This is a genomic window from Salinicola salarius (assembly GCF_003206135.1).
Taxonomy (GTDB): Bacteria; Pseudomonadota; Gammaproteobacteria; order Pseudomonadales; family Halomonadaceae; genus Salinicola; species Salinicola salarius.
In genome coordinates this window covers 1-17,470 of record NZ_PZJT01000025.1, presented here as the reverse complement: position 1 = coordinate 17,470, position 17,470 = coordinate 1, and the positions used below count along the sequence as shown (strand labels likewise).

The 17,470-nt window shown below is 63.3% G+C and carries 17 protein-coding genes and 1 tRNA gene; 15 read left to right on the top strand and 3 right to left on the bottom strand.

The window, feature by feature from the left end; genetic code table 11:
* The 10 genes from selA to DOM32_RS17250 all read left to right on the top strand — a co-directional run.
* The coding region (gene selA, locus DOM32_RS17280; RefSeq protein ID WP_110636950.1) for an L-seryl-tRNA(Sec) selenium transferase at window positions 1-1,367 on the top strand (1,367 nt) is incomplete at its 5' end.
* A complete protein-coding gene (gene selB, locus DOM32_RS17275) occupies window positions 1,364-3,355 on the top strand; it encodes a selenocysteine-specific translation elongation factor (RefSeq protein ID WP_110636947.1) in 1,992 nt (663 codons plus the stop codon). The genes selA and selB, both read left to right, overlap by 4 nt.
* 29 nt (window positions 3,356-3,384) lie before the next feature.
* Window positions 3,385-3,480, top strand: a tRNA-Sec gene (locus tag DOM32_RS17850).
* 538 nt (window positions 3,481-4,018) lie between these two features.
* Window positions 4,019-4,162, top strand: coding sequence for a hypothetical protein (locus DOM32_RS17845; protein WP_157957115.1), 144 nt, complete (start codon window positions 4,019-4,021; stop codon window positions 4,160-4,162).
* A gap of 167 nt (window positions 4,163-4,329) precedes the next feature.
* Window positions 4,330-5,388 (top strand): cation diffusion facilitator family transporter, encoded by a 1,059-nt coding sequence (locus tag DOM32_RS17270; protein WP_110636944.1) that lies wholly within the window; start codon window positions 4,330-4,332, stop codon window positions 5,386-5,388.
* Window positions 5,389-5,583: 195 nt separating this feature from the next.
* Window positions 5,584-6,429: a methylenetetrahydrofolate reductase [NAD(P)H] gene (gene metF, locus DOM32_RS17265; RefSeq protein ID WP_420876630.1), complete on the top strand. Its 846-nt coding sequence runs from the start codon at window positions 5,584-5,586 to the stop codon at window positions 6,427-6,429.
* An 87-nt stretch (window positions 6,430-6,516) separates the two neighbouring features.
* A complete protein-coding gene (sodC, locus tag DOM32_RS17260) occupies window positions 6,517-7,050 on the top strand; it encodes a superoxide dismutase family protein (RefSeq protein WP_110636939.1) in 534 nt (177 codons plus the stop codon).
* Between the two features lie 160 nt (window positions 7,051-7,210).
* Complete coding sequence (locus DOM32_RS17255; protein WP_110636936.1) at window positions 7,211-7,882, top strand: metal-dependent hydrolase; 672 nt, start codon at window positions 7,211-7,213, stop codon at window positions 7,880-7,882.
* A 238-nt stretch (window positions 7,883-8,120) separates the two neighbouring features.
* Window positions 8,121-8,339 (top strand): HAD family hydrolase, encoded by a 219-nt coding sequence (locus tag DOM32_RS18165; protein ID WP_244179970.1) that lies wholly within the window; start codon window positions 8,121-8,123, stop codon window positions 8,337-8,339.
* Window positions 8,243-8,782: an HAD-IA family hydrolase gene (locus tag DOM32_RS17250; protein WP_277354977.1), complete on the top strand. Its 540-nt coding sequence runs from the start codon at window positions 8,243-8,245 to the stop codon at window positions 8,780-8,782. Before DOM32_RS18165 ends, DOM32_RS17250 begins: the two co-directional genes overlap by 97 nt.
* A 33-nt stretch (window positions 8,783-8,815) precedes the next feature.
* Here DOM32_RS17250 and DOM32_RS17245 read toward each other — a convergent pair whose 3' ends face one another.
* Window positions 8,816-9,073 (bottom strand): YheV family putative zinc ribbon protein, encoded by a 258-nt coding sequence (locus DOM32_RS17245; protein WP_110636931.1) that lies wholly within the window; start codon window positions 9,071-9,073, stop codon window positions 8,816-8,818.
* A 67-nt stretch (window positions 9,074-9,140) separates the two neighbouring features.
* On the bottom strand, window positions 9,141-11,192 hold the full coding sequence (gene prlC, locus DOM32_RS17240) for an oligopeptidase A (RefSeq protein ID WP_110636928.1): 2,052 nt from the start codon (window positions 11,190-11,192) through the stop codon (window positions 9,141-9,143).
* A gap of 277 nt (window positions 11,193-11,469) precedes the next feature.
* On the opposite strand from prlC, the gene DOM32_RS17230 reads away from it, so the two are divergent.
* Both DOM32_RS17230 and DOM32_RS17225 read left to right on the top strand, forming a co-directional pair.
* Complete coding sequence (locus DOM32_RS17230) at window positions 11,470-12,810, top strand: sodium-dependent transporter (protein ID WP_110636923.1); 1,341 nt, start codon at window positions 11,470-11,472, stop codon at window positions 12,808-12,810.
* 54 nt (window positions 12,811-12,864) lie between these two features.
* Window positions 12,865-13,398 (top strand): gamma carbonic anhydrase family protein, encoded by a 534-nt coding sequence (locus DOM32_RS17225; RefSeq protein ID WP_110636920.1) that lies wholly within the window; start codon window positions 12,865-12,867, stop codon window positions 13,396-13,398.
* On the opposite strand, the gene DOM32_RS17220 is transcribed toward DOM32_RS17225, so the two are convergent.
* Window positions 13,399-14,187: a GntR family transcriptional regulator gene (locus tag DOM32_RS17220; protein ID WP_110636917.1), complete on the bottom strand. Its 789-nt coding sequence runs from the start codon at window positions 14,185-14,187 to the stop codon at window positions 13,399-13,401.
* A 270-nt stretch (window positions 14,188-14,457) separates the two neighbouring features.
* On the opposite strand from DOM32_RS17220, the gene DOM32_RS17215 reads away from it, so the two are divergent.
* The 3 genes from DOM32_RS17215 to DOM32_RS17205 are packed head-to-tail and all read left to right on the top strand — an operon-like array spanning window position 14,458 to window position 17,350.
* Entirely contained in the window at window positions 14,458-15,213 is a 756-nt protein-coding gene (locus DOM32_RS17215) for a (Fe-S)-binding protein (RefSeq protein WP_110636914.1), read from the top strand.
* Window positions 15,210-16,697 carry a LutB/LldF family L-lactate oxidation iron-sulfur protein gene (locus DOM32_RS17210; RefSeq protein WP_110636911.1) on the top strand — a complete coding sequence of 496 codons (1,488 nt, stop codon included), beginning with the start codon at window positions 15,210-15,212 and terminating at the stop codon, window positions 16,695-16,697. The genes DOM32_RS17215 and DOM32_RS17210 overlap by 4 nt, the downstream gene beginning before the upstream one ends.
* Window positions 16,694-17,350 carry a LutC/YkgG family protein gene (locus DOM32_RS17205; protein ID WP_110636908.1) on the top strand — a complete coding sequence of 219 codons (657 nt, stop codon included), beginning with the start codon at window positions 16,694-16,696 and terminating at the stop codon, window positions 17,348-17,350. The genes DOM32_RS17210 and DOM32_RS17205 overlap by 4 nt, the downstream gene beginning before the upstream one ends.
* Window positions 17,351-17,470: the final 120 nt, after the last annotated feature.

Here is a 17,470-nt window from a genome sequence, read left to right as displayed (position 1 = left end):
AGCGCCACGGCGATCGGCTGTTGATACGCGCCATTCGCGAGACGCTGGCGTTCTTTCGCCAGCGTCTGAGCGATGGCGCGGCGACCTCCAAGTATGTCACCGGGCCGGCCGATGGCTGGCCCAGTGACTCAGGATTGGTCGATGCGATCACGGCCAGACTCCAACGTCTGGTGCTGCCCAACATGCGGTCGGTCTTCAACCTGACCGGCACCGTCATACACACCAATCTGGGGCGTTCGCCGCTTTCCGAGGCGGCCATCGAGGCGGTGGTCCAGGCTGCCCGCCATCCGGTCGCGCTCGAATACGATCTGGAACAGGGACGGCGTGGTGATCGCGACCGTCTGGTGGAGTCGCTGCTGATCGAATTGACCGGCGCCGAAGCGGCAACGGTCGTCAACAACAATGCCGCTGCCGTGCTCCTGGCACTCTCCGCCCTTGGGGCCGGCCGCGAGGCGGTGATTTCGCGTGGCGAAATGATCGAGATCGGCGGCGCGTTTCGGATACCGGACGTGATGTCCGCCGCCGGCTGCCGGCTGGTCGAGGTCGGCGCCACCAATCGTACCCACGCGCGGGATTTTCGCCAGGCGCTCGGCGACGACAGCGGGCTGATCGTCAAAGCGCATACGTCCAACTACGCGATTACCGGGTTTACCAGCAGCGTGCCGGAACATGAGCTCGCCGCCATCGCCCACGATCACGGCATTCCGTTCATGGTCGATCTGGGCAGCGGCGCACTGACCGATTTTCGCGCCTTGGGCCTGCCTCACGAGTCCCTCCCGGCGGAGGCGATCGCGGCCGGTGCCGACCTGGTGACCTTCAGCGGCGACAAGCTGCTCGGCGGCCCTCAGGCGGGCATCGTCGTCGGCAGGCGCGAGCTGATTGCCAGGCTCAAGCAGCATCCGCTCAAGCGGGCGCTGCGCTGCGACAAGCTCACGCTGGCGGCCCTGGAAGCCACGCTTCGCTGCTACCGGGACAGCGATTCTCCGGCACTCGCCTTGCCGGCGCTGGCGATGCTCTCCCGTGACCTCGACGCGATCGTCGAGCAGGGAAAGAGATTGCAGCCAACGCTCGAGGCGGCGCTCGACGGACTCGCCGGGGTGAGCTGCGAGGATTGTCGCAGTCAGCTCGGCAGCGGATCGTTGCCGGTCGACCGTCTCGATAGCCGCGCCCTGGTGCTGCGTTGCCGGAGCGGTCGCGAGCTATCCCGGCTCGAGCGCGCGCTGCGCACCTTGCCACGTCCGGTGATCGGGCGTGTGCACGATGGCGCACTGTGGCTGGATTTGCGCTGCCTGGCGACTGAGGCGGACGAACGGCAGTTCGTCGAGCAGCTCGACGACATTCGGCAGCGATGGAGTGAGCTGGCATGATCATCGGCACGGCGGGTCACGTCGACCATGGCAAGACGGCGCTGATTCACGGTCTGACCGGCATCGCTACCGACCGCCTGAAGGAAGAGCGCGCGCGCGGGCTGACCATCGAGGCCGGCTACGCCTATCCCGAATCGCCTCCGGCGTTCGCCGGCGCCACGCTGGGCTTCATTGATGTGCCCGGTCACGAGCGCTTCATCGCCAACATGCTCTCCGGCGCCGTCGGCATCCAGGCGATGCTGCTGGTGGTCGCCGCCGATGACGGCATCATGCCACAGACCGTCGAGCATGCCCGCATTCTGGAGCTGCTGGGAGTGACGCGGGCCTGGGTGGCGCTGACCAAGATCGATCGTGTCGAGCCGGCGCGCGTGGCCCAGGTGACGCAGGAGCTGCAGCGCTGGCTGGCCGGCACGGTCTTCGCCGATGCGCCGGTATTTCCGCTTTCCAACACGTCCGGAGAGGGCGTCGAGGCGCTCGGGCAGACGCTTTGGACGGCAGCGGCCGATGTGTCGAGAGACAATGTGTCGAGAGACGGTGCGGCCTTGAGCGAACCTTCGGCGGCGCTGGCCGGTGCGGGCCGTTTCCGGCTCGCCATCGACCGCGTCTTCGTCAAGCGTGGCGCCGGCGTGGTGGTGACCGGCACGGTGCGCAGCGGGCGGATCGCGAGTGGCGACAGAGTACGGCTGCTGCCCTCGGGCCTGACCGCACGCGTGCGAGGACTGCGTTGCCAGAATCGCGACACGGCATCCGCGAGCCGTGGAGAGCGCTGTGCCATCAATCTCAGCGGCGCCGATATCGAGACCGGACGTCTCGCACGGGGAAACTGGGTGGTCGCCGAGGCTTCCCGGGTCACCGATCGCCACCGGCTCGACGTGGTGCTGCACGCGCTGCCCGAGTCGCCGACGATCAAGCACTGGGCCCCGGTTCATCTGCATCACGGCAGTGCCCACGTCACCGGACGGGTCTCGCTGCTGGAAGGGGAGACCCTGGCGTCTGGGGCGTCGATGCTTGCCCAACTGGTGCTCGAGTCCCCACTCCAGGCGGCGCATGGTGACCGGATCGTGGTACGCGATCACGGTGCCAGCCAGACGCTGGGAGGCGCCAGCGTGCTCGATGTCGCGCCGCCTCGAAGGGGCGCGCGAAAGCCGGAACGTCTCGCCTGGCTGCGCCAGTTGCGCGAATACCTGCCGGATGCCGGCGGCCATCAGGACAGCAGTGCTTTCTGGCAGCGGCCGATGACCGACGGGACCGGTATCGATCTGTCTGCGCTGTCGGACAATCTCGACCGGGAAACGAGCGAACTCGAGCGTAGTGCAACGCTTGCCGGCTGGTGGGTCGTTGCCGGTCAGGGAAGCAGTCATGCGCTCCCCGAGATGACGCAGCAGATGCTCTATCGCAAGGCGCTGGACCGGCTGGCGCAACTGCACGAACTCGAACCGGCGATGCGCGGCGTCGATATCGATCGCCTTCGCCGGATGGTAGCGCCCCAACTGCCGGCTAATCTGTTCCGGCCGCTACTGGAACGCTGGAAAACGGATGGCGAGATCGTGCAGCATGGTCCGTTTCTGGCCCTGGCCTCCCACGAGGCTTCGCTGTCGCCGGAAGAGGCCCGGCGCTGGCAGCAGGTTCGCCCGCTGCTGGAGGCCTCCCCTTACGATCCGCCGCGTGTGCGGGATATCGCCCAGCAGTTCGGCTGGGAGGAAGGCGAGGTTCGGCGTCTGCTGAGAAGCTGCGCGCTGCTCGGAGGCGTCTACCAGTTGCGCCAAGATCATTTCTTCCTGACGCCCCATGTCGCCGAGCTGGCTGGTGTGATTCGCGAGCTGGATAGCGAGGCGTCGCCAGGGGCGAAGGCGGCGGATTTTCGGGACCGGGTTGGCTGTGGGCGGAAACTGGCGGTGGCGATTCTCGAATTTTTCGATCGAATCGGCTTCACGCGGCGCATTGGGGATAGTCACAAAGTGATCCGGGAGGATATGCTATTCGAATGACGGGTTTGGCCTTCGATGGCCGAACGCCTGGAAGAGAATCGTTCCCCGGTGGGGCGCCAGGACTTCAACTCCTGTAGGGGCTGCCAGCAGTCCCTGGTGGGTTCGACTCCCTCTCTCTTCCGCCACCCTTTCCTTTCCGGATGTGCCGGTTGTTGCCTGCGGCCGCCGTTGATGTCTCGCCCTCCGTCGAGCGCCTAGCGATGATGCTTGCCGGCTGCAAAAAATTACGCGCTTTTATCTAAGCGCTGATTACCTATAAATGCATGATTAAGAACACTTAAGTTTTTGATATTAAAAAAACTGATGGATGGATTACGAAAAATACGTTGGAGAGCCAGCGATGACGGTTCATCCTGAGTGTGCCCACTTAGCCAAGTGGCTCTCACCGCAAAGGAACGTGGGAGTGGGCTCTTCTTTCCAATCGCTGCATTTTTTGCTCTCTGCCTTATTTGTCCCGTGCTTTTGCTGTCCCGTTCTGGCGTGTGCGACACGTCGGCGTCGGCGATCCGTTCGTTCCCCTCACGCCATTTCTATTCGCTCCCTGCCCGCTCTTTCCGTGCCGGGGGGACCGCCTTCCCTGAGGGCCTGTCGACAAGGCACTTTCTCTCAGAGGCGCAATGCTTACAATGAGGCGCATCAAGCATCGCGATCAATGGAGAGACAATGCAAGGTTCCCTGATAGGTATCGTGGTGGGGCTGGTCGTCTGGATGTCGACGGCCGAGTGGAGTTGGGGAATCGGTGCCGGCATCGCCGTCGGGATCGCCTGGGATCTATGGCGACAGCGTCCGGGGCGCGGTGATGACTGATACCGTTGGTCAAGGCTCCGGACTTTCGTCACCGGGATGGTGACGATCCCGTGTTGCTGCCGATAGCGGCGCCGGGAGGTATCGCCAAGGCAAGGCCGGCGTTGTAATACAATAGCGTCGGGGTCGTGCGCTAAGATTCGGAGAACATTTACGTTAGGACAGGTCTCATGGCCTCGCACGATCATTCTCGTCACGATTCACACGATCACGCTGGCAAGGGCGATGCTCATAGCGAGACTCATGGCCATTCACTGGATCACGACCATTCCCATGGTCACTCTCATGATGGTCACGCCCATGATCATTCCCATGACCACTCGCACGATCATGCGCCAACCGTAACGGCGGACAGCGCCAAGCGGGTGAGGCTGGCGATGATCCTGACCGCCGGGTTCATGCTGGCAGAGGTGGTTGGCGGTTGGATCTCCGGTTCTCTGGCCCTGCTGGCCGATGCCGGACACATGTTCAGCGACAGTTTCTCGCTCGGTCTCGCGCTGTTCGCGTTCTACATGGGCGACAAGGCTCCGGACAAGCTGCGCACTTTCGGCTACCAGCGCTTTCAGGTGCTCGCCGCCTTCGTCAACGGCCTGACGCTGCTGGCGATCGCGGTATGGATCTTCATCGCCGCGATTAGGCGATTTACCCAGCCGGTCGAGGTGCTGGCTGGGCCGATGATGACGGTGGCGATCCTGGGGCTGCTGGTCAACCTGGTGGTCTTCAAGATCCTGCACGGCGGGGATCAGGAGAATCTCAACCTGCGCGGTGCCGTCCTGCACGTCATTGGTGACCTGCTGGGCTCCGTGGCGGCGATCGTCGCCTCCGTCGTCATCCTGCTGACCGGCTGGACGCCGATCGATCCGCTGCTGTCGATGCTGGCCGCGGGGCTGATCCTGCGTGCCGCCTGGAAGATTCTGCGGCGCTCGTCGCACACCTTGCTCGAGGGCACGCCGGAAGGAATCGATATCGGCCAGATCCGCCAGGCGCTGCTCGGCGTCGACGGGGTCAAGAGCCTGCACGATATTCATGTCTGGGGGCTGACGCCGCAGGATCCGCTGCTCAGCGTGCATCTGGTGATCGAGACGCCGGAGTTGCACGATGACGTGATCGAGCGCGCCTACGACATGCTGCAGAGCCGCTTCGGCATTCAGCATGCCACGCTGCAGGTCGAAACCCGAGACTGCCTGACCGGCGGAGAGTGCAACCACGGCATGGTCGTGCATTCATGAATCGGCTGCTGTCTCGATGACTGGGGTTCATGGTGACGGCGGGAAAGTTTCATTGGCCGTGATCGCCTCGGGCAGGCAAAATCGCCGACATCCGTCGTCAATCCATCATCGGAGGTCGTTTTCAGGTCACGGTCCGAGAACGACACCTTTGGCTGGCGTGTCATCACGCTGGCTTGCATCGAAGAGAGTCATATCATGAGCACGCAGCCGCCGCTGGGCATCAGTTTCGAATTCTTTCCTCCCAATACCGAAGCAGGAAGGGAAAAGCTTGGCGGGGTACGCGATGCACTGGCCGCGCGGAATCCGCGCTTCTTCTCCGTGACGTACGGTGCCGGCGGTTCCACTCAGGCCCGGACCTTCGATACCGTCAAGACGGTGCGTCGCAGCGGTGTCAGCACGGCACCGCATCTGTCGTGCATCGGTAGCGAGAAAGGCGCGCTTCGCGAGCTGCTCCAGACCTATCGCGAGGATGGCGTGGACAGTCTGGTGGCGCTGCGCGGCGATCTGCCGTCGGGCATGGGCGGTGCCGGCGAGCTGCGCTATGCCAACGAACTGGTCGAATTCATCCGGGCCGAGACCGGCGATCATTTCGAGATTGCGGTGGCGGCCTATCCGGAGGCGCATCCCCAGGCACCGAGCTTCGAGCGGGACCTGGAAAACTTTGCCCGCAAGGCGAAGGCTGGCGCTGACCTGGCGATTACCCAGTACTTCTTTACCGCCGACGCCTACTTCCACTTCGTGGATCGGGTAAGGGCGATGGGCGTCGAGATCCCGATCGTGCCGGGGATCATGCCGATTACCAACTACACCAAGCTGGCCCGCTTCTCCGATGCCTGCGGTGCCGATATTCCGCGCTGGATCCGCAAGCAGCTCGAAGCCTACGGCGACGATAGCGAAAGTATCCAGGCGTTCGGCACGGAGGTGATCTCGAATCTCTGCCAGCGCCTGATGGATGGCGGTGCGCCGGGCCTGCATTTCTACACGCTGAATCAGTCGGCGCCGACTCTACGGGTACTCGACAACCTCGCGTTCAAGCATTGACCCGAGCTCGACCATTGATCGGGTGATTCGCGTCATCCTCGTGTGTTGTCTAACTTGAAGTCTGTCACCCATGGACAGGAAGACGACATGCGACAGAAGACACTATTGGCGCTCGGCGCAAGTCTGGCAGTGACGCTGAGTACTGCGGCCCAGGCCGAGACCCGCGTAGAGATGCATTCGGTCTCAAGCGACGGCGTCGGCGATAGCGTCGGCACCGTGATGGCCGTGGACACCGAACACGGCTTGCTGCTGACCCCGGATCTTTCCGGTCTGAATCCCGGGATTCACGGGTTCCACCTTCACCAGAACGCCAACTGCGAGACCAGCAAAAGCGATGGTGAAGTGACGCCGGCTGGCGCCGCTGGCGGGCACTTCGACCCCGAGGGGACCGGCACTCACCGAGGGCCATACAGCGATGACGGCCATCTTGGCGATCTCCCCGCGCTGATGATCGATGAGGATGGCAATACCACGACGCCGGTGTTGGCGCCCCGCCTGGAGGAGTCCGACTTGAGCGGTCATGCCTTCATGATTCATGAAGGCGGCGACAACTATTCCGACGAGCCCAAACTCGGCGGTGGCGGTAGCCGGGTTGCCTGCGGAGTGATCGAGAACAGTTGATCCGTGCCTGTTAGAAACCCATCGACGACGGCTCTGCCAATGGCAGGGCCGTTCTGCGTTGCGGGACGGTGCGCGTTATCATTCTGCGTAAGCTATTGTTTTCAAGACGGCCCACGCGCCATAATCTGTTCATTTATCCAGGTATGGGGCGCCCGGGCCGATGGCCAATTTTCGAACGCATTTGGGCGTGGGGAGTGTCGGAGGGGCCGTCGTCGCTCAGGCCGGTTGGCAGGCGGGGCAGTGGAGCGGCTGGCAGGCGCTGGCCGTGGCCTTGCTCGTGGCGTTCGGCGGCATCCTGCCGGATATCGATGCCGACCAGTCCCAGGCCATTCGCCTGATCTTCAATATCCTGGCCGTCGTCGCGGTGGTGCTGGCGGTACTGGTGCTGCAGCACAGGGTCACGCCGGCCTATCTGTTCGCTGCCTGCGGCGGTGTCTATGTCGGCGTTCGCTATCTGGCCGGCGCCCTGTTTGCCCGCTTCACCGTCCATCGCGGGCTCTGGCATTCACTGCTGGCGGCGGGCGTCAGCGGGCTGTCGACCGCAGCGATCAGCTTTTCGCTGCTGGGTCAGCCGGAGCGGCTGGCCTGGATCCATGGACTGGCGATGACGCTGGGCTTCGTCATTCATCTGACGCTGGACGAGCTGTATAGCGTCGACCTCACCGGCGCGCGACTCAAACGTTCTTTCGGCACGGCGCTCAAGCTGTTCAGTTGGCAGGCGCCGGGCAGCGCGCTGGTGCTGGCGCTGGTATCGGCGCACCTGCTGAGCTGGCTGCCTTCTTTCGCGGCGCTGCGCCAACTGATCGCGCAAGGCATGGCGCTCTGGCACTGAGGCGGGACTTTGGCACTGACGCGGGACCGTCGCGCCGCATTCGATGGCGAGGGAGGCATGATTCGAATCCCGAGTGGCGGCGCGAAGATCGGCAGGCGCTAGGTCCGGTTTCTTTCTACACTCATCTTCTCTCTAGACTCGTCTTCTCCGACAACCATCCTCTCTACGCACTCGAGCGGTAGACGCTCATCTCGTCCGCTCGGCGTGCCATCCCGTCATTCACGACAAGGAGGTCGCTATGCATCTGGTATTCGACGTCAATGAAACGCTGATCGACACGCGCGCGCTCGATCCGCTGTTCCAGCGCTGGTTCGACAGCGAAGCCGCACGTCCGGAGTGGTTCCTGATCCTTCAGGAGCGCTGGATGACGACCAACCTGATCGGGCGGTTCGAACCCTTTTCCAACCTCGCCAGGAGCGCGCTGCGCCAGCTCGGTGCCAAGCACGCGTCGCGATAACCGCCGACGACGAGCAGGCGCTGGTCGACGGCATCCTCTCGATGCCTGCCCATGGCGACGTCACGGCGGCGCTGACGAGGCTTCGTGATCAGGGTCATACGCTGACGGCGCTGACCAACAGCGCATTGAAGGCGGCGCATCGGCAGTTGGAACATGCCGGGCTGGAGGGCTACTTCGATGCCATCCTCAGCGTGGAGAGCGTCGAGCGCTACAAGCCGGCGCCGGAGCCCTATCGGCACGCGGCGGTACACTGGGGCGTGGAAACGCACGAGATGGCGATGATCGCCGCCCACGGCTGGGACTTGATCGGCGCCCATGCGGCCGGCATGCGAACCGGCTTCGTCGCGCGGCCGGGCAAGGCGATGGATCCGGCACTCGAGGGCGTGCCGGATTGGCATGACGACGATCTGTCACGTCTGGTCGAGCAGATGGTCGCTGCCTGACGAGGCCGACCGTCAACCTCGTCGTTCCCGATATCAATGCGGCTTGCGGGGATCGAGAATGCGCACCGGCGTGATCTCTTCGCTCGCGGGTCGCTGGCGCTCCCGAGGCTGATTCACCCGGGTGGGGACCTCCGGGATGGTGTCGTCCTCGATGGGCAACTGTTCGAAGAAGTCACAGCTCACGCAGTCCCGATAGCGAATGCCGTTCTGTTCCCACGAACGGATGCGATCCATGGCCGAACAGCGCGGACAGATCGCACCGGCGATGAAGCGTTTCGGCGTCTGGGTCATGCGTTACCTCGCAATCGTTGAGCGGACGCCGGCAGGCGTCCACTCGGCTCATTGATGGAACCGGCGATCATGCCGCGTTCCGGGGTTCGATACCGGCATGGCGCAGCAGCGGATCGATGCTCGGCTCGCGGCCGCGGAAGGCTTCGAACAGTTCCGCGGCTTCCCGCGAACCGCCCTGTTTCAGAATCGTCTCGCGGAAACGGCGGCCGGTTTCGGGATCGAAGATGCCGGCTTCCTCGAAGGCGCTGTAGGCGTCCGCGGAGAGCACTTCGGCCCACTTGTAGCTGTAGTAGCCGGCGGCGTACCCCCCGGCGAAGATGTGCGCGAAGCCGTTCTGGAAACGGTTGAAGTCGACGGTGGGTACGACCGAGGCCTTGGCGCGCACGTCGTCGAGCAACGCTTGAACATCCGCCGCAGTCGGCTTCTGGCATTCGTGGTGCAAGCGGAAATCGAACAGCGAGAATTCCAGCTGACGCATCATCTGCATCGCCGACTGGAAATTGCGCGCGGCCTGCAGCTTGTCCAGCAGATCGTCCGGCAGCTTTTCGCCGGTATCGACGTGACCGGCGATCAGATCGAGGCCCTCGCGCTCCCAGCAGAAGTTTTCCATGAACTGGCTCGGCAGCTCGACGGCGTCCCAGGCGACGCCGCTGATGCCGGAAACGTCGGCGACCGTCTGCTGCGTCAGCATGTGATGCAGGCCGTGGCCGAATTCGTGGAATAGCGTCAAGACTTCGTCATGCGTCAGCAGCGCCGGCTTGCCGGCGACCGGAGGCGTGAAGTTGCAGGTCAGGTAGGCGACCGGCAATTGCAGCTCTCCATTCTCGCGCTGCAGGCGAGTCCGGCAGACATCCATCCAGGCGCCGCCACGCTTGCCTTCCCGGGCGTAGAGATCCAGATAGAAGCCGGCGATGGGACGGTTGCCATCGAGTACGTCGAAATACTGCACGTCGGGATGGTAACGCGGCGCTTCCGGGTTTTCCGCCATGCGGATGTCGTAGAGCTTTCCGGTGACGCGGAACAGCCCTTCGACGGCGCGCGGCGCGGGGAAGTAGGGGCGCAGCTGCTCCTGGGAGATATCGTAGCGGGACTGCCGGAGCTTTTCGCTGGCAAAGCCGGTATCCCAAGGATTCAGCGAGTCGAGACCGAGGGTCTCCTTGGCGAAGGCTTCGAGTTCGTTGAACTCGCGCTGGGCCTGTGGGTGCGCACGTTCGGCGAGGTCGTCGAGGAACCCCAGCACCTGTTGGGGCGTTTCGGCCATCTTGGTGGCCAGAGAGTAGTCGGCGTAGGTATCGAAGCCGAGCAGCTTCGCCAGTTCCTGGCGCAGTGCCAGCGTTTCCTCGATGACCGGGGCGTTGTCGTTCTCGCCAGCCTTGGGTCCCTGGTCGGAAGCGCGGGTGACGTAGGCGGTATAGACTTCGCGACGCAGCTCGCGATCTTCGGCGAAGGTCATGACCGGCAGGAAGCTGGGCACGTCGAGGGTAATCCGGTAGCCGGTCTTGCCCTTGGCTTCGGCATTTGCCTTGAGCGTTTCGAGGGCGCTTTCCGGCAAGCCGCTCAGGCGCTCGGCATCGTCCAAGTCCAGATGCCAGGACTGCGTCGCGTCGAGCAATTGGTTGGAGAAGGTGTTGCCCAGTTCCGACAGGCGGGCCTGGATCTCGCCGTAGCGCTTTTTCTTCTCGACCGGCAGATCGACGCCTGCGAGGCGGAAGTTGCGCAGCGTGTTATCGATCGCCTTGCGCTGGGCGGTATCGAGCGTGGCGTACTCGTCGCTCTCCCGCAGGCGTTCGAAAGCCTTGAACAGCGCGGTGTTCTGGCCGACCCAGGTGCTGTACTCGGACAGCATGGCGAGACACTGCTGGTAGGCTTCGCGCAGGGCATCGCTGTTCATCGTCGAGTTGAGATGCGACACCGGCGACCAGGCCTGGGAGAGGCGATCTTCGAGCGCTTCCAGCGGCGCGGCGAGTGTCTGCCAGCTCACGTCCTGCTGCTGGGCGAGCGCCTCCGTGGCCTGACGGTTGTCGGCAATGATCTTCTCGATGGCCGGGACGACGTGTTCGGGGCGAATCGCCTCGAACGGCGGCAGGGTATGATGCTCGAGCAGCGGGTTATTCGACATGGTCACCTCGGACGATGGAATCGGTTTCATCCTATATGGGGGGAGCCTGCACCGCTTTCAATCCGAAGCCCTGCTCGGGTTACGGTCCAGATCGATCCCGGGTACCCACACGCATGTTCATTCCGGGTTCCAGCCAGAATACGCGGACGAAAGCGTCGGCACGCTCGAGATTGGCGCTCCGCCAGTTGCCTGATAGGCTCTTCGCGTTTTCGTTATCGTCGCATGGCATCATGGCCTGCCGACATCGGCCGCAACCGTCAGACATAGGTCTCGAATGATGAGTGAAACTCTGGAGCGCTGGCAGTCCCGCCGCGCCTTTATTCTGGCGGTCACCGGTGCTGCCGTCGGCCTGGGCAACATCTGGCGCTTCCCTTACATGACCGGCGAGAACGGGGGCTCGGCCTTCCTGCTCCTTTACGTCGTCTTCGTGGTGCTGCTGGGGCTGCCGATGATGATGGCGGAGATCATGATCGGGCGCGCCGGCCGCCGCAGCCCGATGCAGGCACTGGCGTTCCTGGCGGAGGAGGCCGATATCAGTCGCCACTGGAAATGGCTGGGGCTGTTCGGCGCGATCACCGTCTTCTTCATCCTGTCGTTCTACTCGGTGGTTTCCGGCTGGTCGATCGAGTACCTGGTGAGCGCGGTGAACGGCAGTTTCGTGAACCGGTCGCCTCAGGAGATCGGTGCGAGCTTCGATGCGTTTCTGGCCGACCCGCTGCGCATGACCTTCAACCATACCTTGTTCATGCTGCTGACGATGTCGGTGGTGGCGGCCGGCATCGTCAACGGCATCGAGAAGCTCAACAACGTAATGATGCCGCTGCTCTACGGCATCCTGATCGTGCTGGGAGGCTACGCCGTGACGACCTCCGGCTTCGGCGCCGCCATGCACTGGCTGTTCACTCCCGATGTGTCCGCGATTACCTGGGGCGTGGTGCTCAACGCCATGGGACATGCCTTCTTTACGCTGGCCGTGGGAGCCTGTGCGCTGATGGCGTATGGCGCCTACATGCCTGACGAGCAGAGCCTGCCGAGGGCGGTTTTCGGCGTGGCGGTGCTCGATATTATGGTGGCGCTGCTTTCCGGCATCGCCATCTTTTCCATCGTTTTCACCCATGGGCTCGACCCCAGCGAAGGACCGGGACTGATGTTCGTCACGCTGCCGATCGCTTTCAGCGAACTGCCGGGCGGGCAGGTCTGGCTGGGTGCCTTCTTTCTGCTGCTGCTCATCGCGACCTGGACCTCTTCAATCAATCTGGCCGAGCCGATGGTGTCGATGCTCGTCGGGGCCGGGTGGCGGCGTAGCCGGGCTGCTATCCTGATCGGGGGGCTGGTATGGCTGGTGGGGCTGCTGTCGGTGTTGTCGTTCTCCACGCTGGCGGATGTGCATTGGGTCGGGGAGATGAATTTCTTCGCGCTGGTGTCGACCATACCGCCCGATATCTTTCTGCCGGTCGGCGGTCTGCTGATCGCTATCTTCGCGGCGTGGAAAATGTCCCGGGAAGCTGCCGTGGCGGCATTGGGCGTCAGCCCCGGCGCTTTCCGCCTGTGGCTGGGACTGGTGCGCTATGTGTCGATTCCGCTGACCGCCGTCGTGCTGGTGACGAGCCTGATATAGACAATATGCTTCCGATGATCCGACGGATTCCGGATAGCGACAGGAGTGAAAATCATGGCAATTCGAACGTTTCAGGGCGTCACGCCCAGCCTTGGCGAGCGGGTGTTCATCGATGACACCAGTGTCGTGCTGGGAGACGTCGCGCTGGGCGATGACTGCTCGGTATGGCCGATGGCGGTCATTCGCGGCGATGTGCACCGCATTCGTATCGGCGCACGAACCAGCGTGCAGGACGGCTGCGTACTGCACTGCACCCACGCCAGCGACTACAACCCGGGCGGCCACCCCCTGGTGATCGGGGACGAGGTCACGATCGGCCACCAGGCCACGTTGCATGGCTGCAAAATCGGTAACCGCGTGCTGGTCGGGATGGGCGCCGTGGTGCTGGATGGGGTCGTGGTCGAAGACGAGGTGATCATCGCTGCCGGCGCCATGGTGCCACCCGGCAAGGTGCTGGAGAGCGGCCATGTCTACGCCGGCAACCCCGCCAAGCCGCTACGTGAACTCAAGCCCGCGGAGCGGGAGTTCTTTGCCTACTCCGCCGCCAACTACGTCAAGCTGAAGGATCAACACCTGACCGGCGAATGATCAACTGTCGCGGCGGTCGTTCAACAGCTGCGACCGCCTTTCGGCGCGCTGGGCTCGAGACTCGGCGCGCTGCAGGTCCATCAGCCCCGCCTTGACGTAGTCGAGATGCTCGTGTGCCAATGTACGGGCATCCTCGGCTCGACCTTCCTGAATCGCCTCGAGCAGCGCGCGGTGCTGTGCCATCAGTCGTTCGCGGGCGTTGGGGCGCTCGAACAGATGCGCCAGGTTGGCCACGATGCTCTTCTCCAGCAGGTGAAAGAGACCGCGAATGGTGTGCAGCATCAGGACATTGTGCGCCGCCTCGGCAATGGCCAGATGAAAGGCGGCGTCGGCCTTGGCTTCGCGTAGCGGATCGCTTTGCTGATCGGGGTCCTTGTAGCTTCTGTCCAGCGCCTCGAATCGCCGTTGCAGCATCTCCTTATCCGCCGGTGTCGCCCGCATCGCCGCGTGATAGGCGGTGATCCCTTCCATGGCGTCGCGGAATTCCAGCACGTCCAGATGAAATTCTTCGTGACGTGACAGCATCTCCAGCATGGGATCGCCATAGCTGTCGGCGAGACGTTCGCTGACATAGGTACCGCCGCCCTGGCGACTGGTCAGAAGGCCGCGAGCGGCCAGCTTCTGGATGGCCTCGCGCAACGAGGGGCGGGAAACGCCAAAGCGCTCGGCCAGCTCTCGTTCGGCTGGCAGGCGATGGCCGGGTTTGAGGCTGCCCTCGAGGATCATTGCCTCGAGGCGTTCGGTAAGGACATCGGCCAGGCGAGGTTGTCTGACGGAGGGGTAGGCCACTGATCGGGCTCCTGGTGGTCATTCTGAAATTGGTTTTACCAATATTGTGGCATCTTTCAAGGATGTCTGGTCAGAGAAATGCGCTTTCTGGCGGCAGATAAACCAAAGTATAAGCGTGTAGAGGGGAAATTCGCGGGCTTTCATTTGACCCCCGTTTCTGGGCAGTAATAATGGGGTGAAATTGAAGTGTCAATTGGTAAAACCAAAAGCGGGCCTATGCGGACAGTATCCAGTCCGTGCGGCAGGATCCCGACGAACCAGGACCATGACATGACGCCAGTCAAGCTCTACCCCGCCAAGCCCGAGAAGGTTTATCTGTTCGGCACCTGTCTGATCGACCTGTTCTATCCCGAGGCGGGGATGGATGTCGTCCACCTGCTCGAGCGGGAGGGAATCGAGGTCATCTACCCGGACGACCAGACCTGCTGCGGTCAGCCCGCCTATACCTCCGGCTATCATGACGAAGCGCGTGCCGTTGCTGCCGCGCAGCTCGATCTGTTCCCGGAACCGTGGCCGATCATCGTGCCGTCGGGCTCCTGCGGCGGAATGATGCGCACTCACTACGCTCAGCTCTTTGCGGATAGCGAACGCCAAGCGCAGGCAGAGGAGGTCGCGTCGCGAGTCTTCGAGCTGACCGAGTTCCTGGTCCATGTCTGCCACGTGCGGCTGGTCGATCGGGGTGAGCCGCAGCGACTGGCGATGCATACATCGTGCAGCGCTCGACGGGAGATGGGGCTGGCGGAAACGGGGCCGCAGCTACTCCAGCAACTGAGTAACGTGACGCTGGTCGAGCAGGCGCGCGCCGCGGAGTGCTGCGGATTCGGCGGCACCTTTGCCGTGCGTCATCCGGAAGTTTCCGCGGCGATGGTGGCCGACAAGGGTGCGGCGATCGAAGCCGCGGAAGCGGAGCACTTCGTGACGTCCGATTGCGGCTGCCTGATGAATATCGATGGTCATCTGCAGCATGAACGGCGCGCGCTGCGTGGCGAGCATATCGCCAGCTATCTATGGAGGCGCACGGCATGAGTACGCCTTCGACGGCCAAATCCCCCAAGGAAACGGTTCAGGGCGGGGCGGCGACGCCGGAAGTCCAGACGTTCGACCCGCGGCATTTCCATGCGCAGGCGCACGATGCGCTCAACAACCCGCAGATCCGAGGCAACTTTCGCAGCGCCATGGATGGGCTGATGCGCAAGCGTCGGGATGTCTTTGCCGAGTGGGATCTCGAGACTCTGCGTCAACTGGGAGCCAACGTGCGCGCCCGAGCGCTGGCCAGGCTGCCGGACCTGCTCGAGCAGCTCGAACGCAACTGTCAGGCCAACGGTATCCAGGTTCACTGGGCAGAAAATGGCGACGAGGCCTGCCGCATCATTCGCAAGCTCTGCGAATCGCGGGGCGCCAGGCGGATGATCAAGGGCAAGTCGATGGTTTCCGAGGAAATGCATCTGAATGCGCATCTCGAGGCGGCGGGCGTCGAGGCGCTGGAGTCGGATCTCGGTGAATATCTGGTGCAGATGGCCCACGAGACGCCATCGCACATCATCATGCCGGCGATTCACAAGAATACCGGCGAGATTGCCGATCTCATGCATGACAAGACCGGCATCGCGCGAACGCTGGATGCCGATACGCTGACGGCGGCGGCGAGGGCGCAGCTCAGAGAGCGCTTCCTGACCGCGGACGTGGGGCTCTCCGGCGTCAATTTTGCAGTGGCCGAGACCGGCACGCTTTGCCTGGTGGAGAACGAGGGCAATGGGCGGCTGACCACCACGGTGCCGCCGATGCATATCGCGGTGACAGGAATCGAGAAAGTCGTCGAGCATCTGCAGGATGTCGCGCCTCTCTATGCCTTGCTGACGCGCTCCGCCACCGGGCAGCCGGTGACGACCTACTTCAACATGATCTCCGGGCCGCGCAAGAGCGAAGAGCACGACGGCCCGCAAGAGGTCCATCTGGTGCTGGTCGACAATGGCCGGTCGCGCATCTATCAGGACGACGAGCTGCTCGATACGCTGCGCTGCATCCGCTGCGGTGCCTGCATGAACCATTGTCCGGTCTACACGCGTGTCGGCGGGCATACCTACGGCACGACGTACCCGGGGCCCATCGGCAAGATTCTGATGCCGCACTTGCTGGGGCTGGAGGCGACGCGCGATCTGCCGAGCGCGTCCAGTCTGTGTGGCGCCTGTGGTGAAGTCTGTCCGGTCAAGATTCCGATTCCCGATCTGCTGGTGCGGCTGCGCAAGGAGTCCGTCGGCGAGGGGCGCGGCAACGTGCCGGGCGCCGGGATCAAGCGTAATGCCAAGGAAGTCGCGGCCTGGAAAAGCTGGCAGTGGCTGGCGACGCACCCTGCTTTCTGGAGATTGGGTACGGGGGCGGCCGGGCGCTTTCGCCGGCTATCTCCAGGCCACCTGCCGCCATGGACGGACTATCGCGTGGCGCCCAAGCCCGCGAGCAAGACACTGCATGCCATGATGCGAGAGCGGTGCCGAACGGAGAGCGACTCATGAGTGCAAGGGAAGCGATTCTCGAACGCCTGCGCCAACGACTGGATGGCGATATTGCGGTTCCGACCAGCGACTTTATCGTCATGACGGCGCGAGGCTGGAACCGGGAAGAGCGGCTGGCGCGTTTCGAAGCGATGATTACGGCGGTGCGAGGCGAAGTCGTGAAGACATCCCGCGCGGACTGGACGCAGGCTCTGGTTCAGATCCTGGCCGACAAGGGAGTCGGAACGCTGGCGTTGGGGCGTCTCCATGACGTGGCTAGCGAGGCTCGAGAAACGCTGACGGCGCATGATATCGCGCTGGTCGATGCCGATCGGGATATCGAAAGCTGGAGTCGGGAACAGTTCGAGGATGTCGATGCGGGGCTGACATCGACGCTGGGCGGTATCGCCGAAACCGGCAGTCTCTTCCTGTGGCCTACACCGGACGAGCCGCGGCGGTTGAGCCTGGTGCCGCCACTGCATATCGCGGTATTGGATGCCGACCATGTTCACGACACCTTCTTCGATGTGCTGCGCGACCAGCGCTGGGCAGAGCGGATGCCGACCAATGCGCTGCTGATTTCGGGGCCGAGCAAGACGGCCGATATCGAGCAGACGCTGGTCTATGGCGTGCATGGGCCGAGACAGCTCATTGTCCTGCTGCGTCAGGATTGAGACACTGCCGTCTGACGCGATCAGCCATGCACTTTGAGCCTGTCGTGACAGGCGATTGTTATGGATTTCACTTTTTTTGAATCAGGGGCTTGCCAAGCGGGTCGTTGGTCCGTAAAGTAC

Bases quoted from the DNA above. Each gene is read 5' to 3' on its own strand.
- selB (WP_110636947.1), top strand. From the start codon at position 1,364: ATGATCATCGGCACGGCGGGTCACGTCGACCATGGCAAGACGGCGCTG.
- DOM32_RS17210 (WP_110636911.1), top strand. From the start codon at position 15,210: ATGAGTACGCCTTCGACGGCCAAATCCCCCAAGGAAACGGTTCAGGGC.
- sodC (WP_110636939.1), top strand. From the start codon at position 6,517: ATGCGACAGAAGACACTATTGGCGCTCGGCGCAAGTCTGGCAGTGACG.
- DOM32_RS18165 (WP_244179970.1), top strand. From the start codon at position 8,121: ATGCATCTGGTATTCGACGTCAATGAAACGCTGATCGACACGCGCGCG.
- DOM32_RS17245 (WP_110636931.1), bottom strand. From the start codon at position 9,073: ATGACCCAGACGCCGAAACGCTTCATCGCCGGTGCGATCTGTCCGCGC.
- DOM32_RS17205 (WP_110636908.1), top strand. From the start codon at position 16,694: ATGAGTGCAAGGGAAGCGATTCTCGAACGCCTGCGCCAACGACTGGAT.
- DOM32_RS17225 (WP_110636920.1), top strand. From the start codon at position 12,865: ATGGCAATTCGAACGTTTCAGGGCGTCACGCCCAGCCTTGGCGAGCGG.
- DOM32_RS17270 (WP_110636944.1), top strand. From the start codon at position 4,330: ATGGCCTCGCACGATCATTCTCGTCACGATTCACACGATCACGCTGGC.
- prlC (WP_110636928.1), bottom strand. From the start codon at position 11,192: ATGTCGAATAACCCGCTGCTCGAGCATCATACCCTGCCGCCGTTCGAG.
- DOM32_RS17230 (WP_110636923.1), top strand. From the start codon at position 11,470: ATGAGTGAAACTCTGGAGCGCTGGCAGTCCCGCCGCGCCTTTATTCTG.
- DOM32_RS17215 (WP_110636914.1), top strand. From the start codon at position 14,458: ATGACGCCAGTCAAGCTCTACCCCGCCAAGCCCGAGAAGGTTTATCTG.
- DOM32_RS17255 (WP_110636936.1), top strand. From the start codon at position 7,211: ATGGCCAATTTTCGAACGCATTTGGGCGTGGGGAGTGTCGGAGGGGCC.
- DOM32_RS17845 (WP_157957115.1), top strand. From the start codon at position 4,019: ATGCAAGGTTCCCTGATAGGTATCGTGGTGGGGCTGGTCGTCTGGATG.
- metF (WP_420876630.1), top strand. From the start codon at position 5,584: ATGAGCACGCAGCCGCCGCTGGGCATCAGTTTCGAATTCTTTCCTCCC.